The organism is Kitasatospora sp. NPDC002543 (genome assembly GCF_053594915.1).
On record NZ_JBSFWR010000196.1, the window covers coordinates 1 to 5,286 of the forward strand.

At 74.4% G+C, this 5,286-nt stretch carries 5 protein-coding genes; 2 read left to right on the top strand and 3 right to left on the bottom strand.

Annotation, left to right across the window (positions count from 1 at the left end):
* Positions 1-93: 93 nt before the first annotated feature.
* Both ACWD4P_RS37765 and ACWD4P_RS37770 read right to left on the bottom strand, forming a co-directional pair.
* A complete protein-coding gene (locus ACWD4P_RS37765; RefSeq protein WP_449782759.1) occupies positions 94-1,152 on the bottom strand; it encodes a hypothetical protein in 1,059 nt (352 codons plus the stop codon).
* Entirely contained in the window at positions 1,149-1,661 is a 513-nt protein-coding gene (locus tag ACWD4P_RS37770; RefSeq protein WP_449782760.1) for a SigE family RNA polymerase sigma factor, read from the bottom strand. The genes ACWD4P_RS37765 and ACWD4P_RS37770 overlap by 4 nt, the downstream gene beginning before the upstream one ends.
* Before the next feature lie 117 nt (positions 1,662-1,778).
* Between ACWD4P_RS37770 and ACWD4P_RS37775 the strand changes: the two genes are divergently transcribed.
* Positions 1,779-2,417 carry a hypothetical protein gene (locus ACWD4P_RS37775; protein ID WP_359831193.1) on the top strand — a complete coding sequence of 213 codons (639 nt, stop codon included), beginning with the start codon at positions 1,779-1,781 and terminating at the stop codon, positions 2,415-2,417.
* A gap of 73 nt (positions 2,418-2,490) precedes the next feature.
* Here ACWD4P_RS37775 and ACWD4P_RS37780 read toward each other — a convergent pair whose 3' ends face one another.
* Complete coding sequence (locus ACWD4P_RS37780; RefSeq protein ID WP_449782761.1) at positions 2,491-3,540, bottom strand: RDD family protein; 1,050 nt, start codon at positions 3,538-3,540, stop codon at positions 2,491-2,493.
* Positions 3,541-3,878: 338 nt separating this feature from the next.
* Between ACWD4P_RS37780 and ACWD4P_RS37785 the strand changes: the two genes are divergently transcribed.
* Positions 3,879-4,883 carry a stage II sporulation protein M gene (locus tag ACWD4P_RS37785; protein WP_449782762.1) on the top strand — a complete coding sequence of 335 codons (1,005 nt, stop codon included), beginning with the start codon at positions 3,879-3,881 and terminating at the stop codon, positions 4,881-4,883.
* The last annotated feature ends 403 nt before the right edge of the window (positions 4,884-5,286 follow it).

Genomic DNA, 5,286 nt, shown 5'->3' on the forward strand with positions numbered 1-5,286 from the left:
ACTCCCGACCCCCCGGGCCCCCCCCCCGCCGCCCGCCCCCCCCCCCCGGGGGGCGCCGGCCGTCGGCGTTGCCGGGCCGTCCCCGCGGGTCCGTCAGCGGGGCCGGCCGGCGGGGGAGGCCGGGACCGCCGCGCTCCACGAGGCCTCGTCCGCGCCGAACACGGTGAACCGGGTGAGCAGGCCGGCCAGTCCGCCGGCCTCCCGCACCGAGGGGATCCCCGCCGCGGTGCCGTTGGCGCAGAGCCGCACGCCCCCCTCGGCCCGGCACACCGGGGTGCCGCCGTCCGGCCGGCCGTCCGCGAACACCCCGAAGCCGTCCGGCTGGACCGTGACGCTCAGCCACTTCCCGTCGACGGTGTACGAGAGGATGGCGCTCCACGGGGGCTCGGAGTCCTTGGACGGCCGGTGGACCTCGGCGGTCCGCAGCACGAGGTCGGCGGGCACGCCGGTGGGCCGCACCGGGAACGGGACGTCCCAGGCGCCGAACCGGACGTCGGCCGCGACCCGGAGCAGGTCGTCCTGGATCTTCGCCCCGAGCCAGACGGTGGCGCGCAGTTCGGCCCAGCGGCCGGAGGGGGTCGACCAGCGCAGGCCGACCGTGGTCCCCGACTCGTCGGTGACCAGCCAGCGGGCCTCCCGGCCGGCGACCGCGGGCGCGGCGGTGGTGTGGGCGCCGGGCGCCAGGGTCTCGTCGGCACCGCCCAGCAGCCGGAGCTTCAGGTCGGGGACCGCGTTCAGGACGGCGGTCGTGGTGGCCGCGGTGGCGACGGACCGGCCGTCGGACTCCGCGTAGCCCACGGTCGGCCGGGCCAGCCACGGCGGCAGCCAGCCGAAGCGGACCTCCGAGCCCAGCGGACCGGTGGCGGCCGCCGGCGTCGGCGCGGTGGTCGGGGACGGGGCGAGCGAGACCGGGGCGGTCGGCGCGGGGACGGCGGGCGGGGGCGGCCCGCCGGCCGGGCGCAGCAGCAGCACCCCGGCCAGGACGGCGGCGGCCGACCCGGCGGCCACGCCGGTCAGGGCCTGCCGGCGGCGGCGCAGCCGGGCCCGCCCGCGGGCGATCACGGCCGGGGCGTCGAGGGCGGCGGGCGGCGCCGGGGTCTCGGCGAGGGCACTCAGCCGGGCGGTCAGATCACGCTGCTCGTGCGACCTCATGACGTCCTCTCGACGGTGGTGGGACGGGCGTCGAGCGCGGTCCGGAGGGTGGCGAGAGCCCGCGAGGTCTGGCTCTTCACCGTGCCCGAGGAACAGCTCATCGCGTCGGCGGTCTGATCGACCGTGAGGTCGCAGTAGTACCGGAGCACCACGGTGGCCCGCTGCTTGGGCGGCAGCTCGGCCAGCGCCCGGCGCAGGTCGAGCCGGGCGTCGAGGTCCGCGACCACCGACGCGACGTCCGCCGGCGTCGCGGTCCGCGTGGTCCGCCGCCACCAGGAGGTGCGCTGCTCGGCGAGGAAGGTGTTGACCAGCACCCTGCGGGCGTAGCCGTCCAGGTTCTCGACCCGGCCGGCCCGTGACCAGTTCACGTACAGCTTGGTCGCGCACTCCTGCACCAGGTCGTCGGCCCGGTGCCAGTCCCCGCACAGCAGATAGGCGACCTTGCGCAGCCAGCCGCTCCTGGAGGCCACGTACTCCGTGAACTCCGTGTCGCGCGTCCGCTTCGCCATCCGCACCCCCTCTCGTCGTGGTGGCGGCGCGCTGCCGCGCCGTCCGCCGCTCTAATGCGGGCCGCGGCCGGAAGGTTGCACGCGGAGCGCGCGGGCGGCGCACGTAGGCTTTCCGCCATGCCCAACGGCCGGTACTCGCTCCACGACCCTCACGACCACGTCCCGCTCGGGGAGGAGCGCTTCAGCTGCGCCCCCGGGGCGGCCGGCTGGCGGTACGTCTCCAAGACCTACGCGCCGGACGGCCGGGTGCTCGGCAGCACCGACCTCACCCTGGACTCGCGGGCCCGGCCGCTGCGGATGGAACTGCGGGCCGGCGGCTGGCAGGTGCGCGGCGGGGCGGTGGACGGGGTGGCCTGGGTCCGCACCGACGCTGCCGACCCCGCGGGCGAGCACGCGGCGGAGGGCCACGACCGGGCGCACGCCTTCACCGGGCGCTCGCCGGGCTTCCTGGTCGCCACCGCCCGGCTGCTGCGGCTGAGTGAGGGGGCGAGCGCGCGGGTGCGGCTGGTGGCCTTCACGGAGCCGGTGCTGGCGCCGCGCACCCTCGACCAGGGCTGGCTGCTGGAGGGCGTCGACACCCACGGGACGGACTCGGGCCCCCTGGTGGTCGAGCGGTACCAGGTGGCGGATCTGGAGACGGGGGAGCAGCAGGTCGTGCACCTGGCGGGGGACGTGGTGCTGGCGGCGGAGGGCGTCGAGCTGGAGGAGCTGGAGTCGCCGCCGAACGCCTGGCGGGTGGGGGCGGAGGAGGAGTAGCGGGCCGGTGCGGGCCCTGTGGCCTTGGCCCGGGCGGGCGGGGCTCAGGGGGCGGTCCTCAGGCGGGCGGTCCTCAGGCGGGTGGGGCGAAGCCGGTGCCGGGGGAGGACTTGTCGAGGGAGGGCTTGTCGTGGGACGGGGCGGCGGGCTGCGCGGGCACAGACGGCGCGGCGGGTGCGGCCGGCGCCGCGGTCGCGGGCTGCTGCGCCGGCAGGCCGAGGACCCGGACGGGCCGTCCGTCGGCCGGGCCCGCCGGAGCCGGCGCGGGGAACGGACCGGAGGCCGGACGGGGAGCCGGGATCTGGGTGGTGTTCTGGGTGGGGACCGGCCGGCCGGGTGCCGGTGCGCCCGCCCACAGCTGCTCCTGGGCCCGCGTCCACTCCCGCCGCTGGCGCTCGGTGAGCACCGCGCCCAGGTACGCCGCCGGGTGCAGCCCCGGTGCGATCGGGTGGCCGATCCGGGCGGACAGGTCCCCGGCCAGCCGGGTGGACATCCGGAGCATCACGGCCGGGTCCAACTGGCCGATCCGGCCCAGGAGTTGGCGGATGGCCAGCCACAGCGGCTCCGGTACGGCGGACAGGTCCATCGCGACCAGCTCGTGGCCCATCGACTGCAGCAGGTGCGGGTGCACCGGCGGCAGCGGGGAGGCGGATCCGCCCGCGCCCGGCGTGCGCTCACGGACGACCACCGTCCCGGCGAAGATGTCTCCGAGCCGCTTGCCGTCCGAGTTCACCACCGAGGTGATCACGGCCGGAGCACCGGTCAGCGCGATCAGCTCGACGAAGCCGACCAGCCCGCGCACCAGCGAGTGCCGGAACCGCACCGGACCGCCGTCGGTGCGCACCACCCGCAGGCCGAGCGTGGCCTTGCCCAGCGAGCGGCCACGGGTGAGGGTCTCGATCATCACGGGGACGGCCACCAGGAAGAACACCATCAGGCCGATCATCGTGGCGGCCAGCGCCGCGCCGTCGAGGCCGATCAGCGCGAGGCTCAGCAGCAGCGTGAACACCAGGAAGGCGGCGAACTCCACCAGCAGGTCGATCACGATCGCCAGGGCCCTGCTCGGAAGCTTCGCCGTCTGGAGGCCGAGAACGACCGCCTCACCCGTCACCAGGTCGCTCAAGACACCTGTCCGTTCACGTTCTTGGAGCCCGTACGGCTCGCTCATGGAGATCCGCCCCTGGGGGAGCAGCTGTGCCGGGGGAGGGAATCACCCCGGATCGGCTCCCCGTGAGCTGCTCTCCGCAGTCTGATCCGCAGTCGCCAACATACGGGGCCCGGTGGGCGCACGGGAAGTGAGATCCCGACGGCCGGAGCGGCCACCGCTGCTGGCATGCTGGGCCGCACGTGTCCGCCCGGACCCGCGGGCCCGGACCCGCCCGCGCCCGTATCCGTACGTCCGCGACCGCACGTCAACGAGCCGGCACGTCCGAGCCCGCCGTCGATCATGGAGCCGCCGAAATGGACCTGGACGTCTTCGTCGCCACCCACCAGGGGGAGTGGGCCCGGCTGGACGCCCTCGCCCGCCGCCGCCGGCTCGGCGGCGAGGAGGCCGACGAACTGGTCACCCTCTACCAGCGCGCCACCGGACACCTCGCCAAGGTCCAGGCCGCCGCGCCGGACCCCGCGCTGGTGAGCCGGCTGACCGGCCTGGTCTCCCGCGCCCGCGGCGCGGTGACCGGCGCCCGGAGCAACGGCTGGCAGGACGTCGCCCGCTACTACACGGTGAGCTTCCCGGCCGCCCTCTACCGCGCGCGCCGCTGGTGGATGCCGGTCGCGGTCGTCTCCATGGTCGGCACTGCGCTGATCGCGTGGTGGATGGCCACCCACCCCGAGGTGCGCAACAGCCTGGTCTCCCCCGAGTACCTCCAGGAGCTCACCCGCCCCGGCGGCCAGTACGAGGCGTACTACTCGGACCGGCCCGCCAGCTCCTTCGCGGCTCAGGTCTGGACGAACAACGCCTGGATCGCCGTGCAGTGCCTGCTGTTCGGGATCGCGCTGGGCATCCCGGTGCTCTACGTGATGTGGAGCAACGTGCTGAACCTCGGCATCGGCGTCGGGCTGATGGCCTCCGCCGGCCGCCTCGACGTCTTCCTCGGCCTGCTCATTCCGCACGGCCTGCTGGAGCTGACCGCGGTCTTCGTGGCCGGCGGCCTCGGCCTGCGCCTCGGCTGGACCGTCATCGACCCCGGTCCGCGCAGCCGCTCGGTGGCACTGGCGGAACAGGGACGGGCGATCATCGGCATGTCCATCGGCTTGGCGACGGTCCTGGCGGTCTCCGGTGTCCTCGAAGCCTTCGTGACCCCGTCCGGCCTGCCGACCTGGGCCCGCATCTCCATCGGCGTCCTGGCCGAGGTGGCCTTCCTCCTCTACGCGCTCGTCCTGGGTCGCAGGGCGGCCGAGGGCGGAGAGTTCGGCGATCTGGACGCGGCCGACCGGGCGGACCTTCAGCCGGTGGCGGCCTGAGCCGATGTGATCGACAGGCCTCTGACCTGCTACTCTTCTTCTCACCCCGGCCAAACCATTGACGTGGTGAGGGTGGGCTAGTAGGTTTCAACGGTTGGGACCGACTGGACAACAGTCGGGCCCGGGCGTTAGTGTCTGCGACACCGCCGAATCGAGGCCCGTGCGTTTCACGAAATGCGCATCCTCTGACGAAGCAAATCCCACGGACTGAGCACTCCGAAAGCCTTGATAGGCTTCGGAACGAAGTTCGCAGGAAATCCCGCCGGCGGGAATCGGATGAATGAAACTCCGGAAAACGGAGCGGAAAACATCTGGTAAGCTGGAAACACGAAAGAACGAAGCCCGGAGGGTCCGCTGGAAGGCGGTCCGAAGGAAGCGTCCGTTCCTTGAGAACTCAACAGCG

Coding starts and splice junctions, on each gene's coding strand:
- ACWD4P_RS37770 (WP_449782760.1), bottom strand. CDS start 1,661: ATGGCGAAGCGGACGCGCGACACGGAGTTCACGGAGTACGTGGCCTCC.
- ACWD4P_RS37785 (WP_449782762.1), top strand. CDS start 3,879: ATGGACCTGGACGTCTTCGTCGCCACCCACCAGGGGGAGTGGGCCCGG.
- ACWD4P_RS37765 (WP_449782759.1), bottom strand. CDS start 1,152: ATGAGGTCGCACGAGCAGCGTGATCTGACCGCCCGGCTGAGTGCCCTC.
- ACWD4P_RS37775 (WP_359831193.1), top strand. CDS start 1,779: ATGCCCAACGGCCGGTACTCGCTCCACGACCCTCACGACCACGTCCCG.